At 51.5% G+C, this 268-nt stretch carries 2 tRNA genes; both read left to right on the top strand.

The features are described from left to right. Nucleotides 1-33 precede the first annotated feature (33 nt). A tRNA-Ile gene (locus DVG79_RS16035) sits at nucleotides 34-110 on the top strand. Nucleotides 111-129: 19 nt separating this feature from the next. Next, a tRNA-Ala gene (locus DVG79_RS16030) sits at nucleotides 130-202 on the top strand. The last annotated feature ends 66 nt before the right edge of the window (nucleotides 203-268 follow it).

Here is a 268-nt window from a genome sequence, read left to right as displayed (position 1 = left end):
TCCGATCTCTCAATTGAACAACCCATTTTGAATGGGCCTATAGCTCAGCTGGTTAGAGCGCACGCCTGATAAGCGTGAGGTCGGTGGTTCGAGTCCACTTAGGCCCACCATTCAATTTTATAATCTCATGGGGCCTTAGCTCAGCTGGGAGAGCGCCTGCCTTGCACGCAGGAGGTCAGCGGTTCGATCCCGCTAGGCTCCATTTGTCTTTTCCTGACGGAGAAGGCACTCGCACCTTGAAAACTGAAGACATCAACAAGACATCAAA

It is taken from the genome of Exiguobacterium sp. RIT594, from assembly GCF_003339585.1.
Lineage (GTDB): Bacteria > Bacillota > Bacilli > Exiguobacteriales > Exiguobacteriaceae > Exiguobacterium_A.
This window is presented reverse-complemented; position numbering and strand designations above follow the sequence as displayed.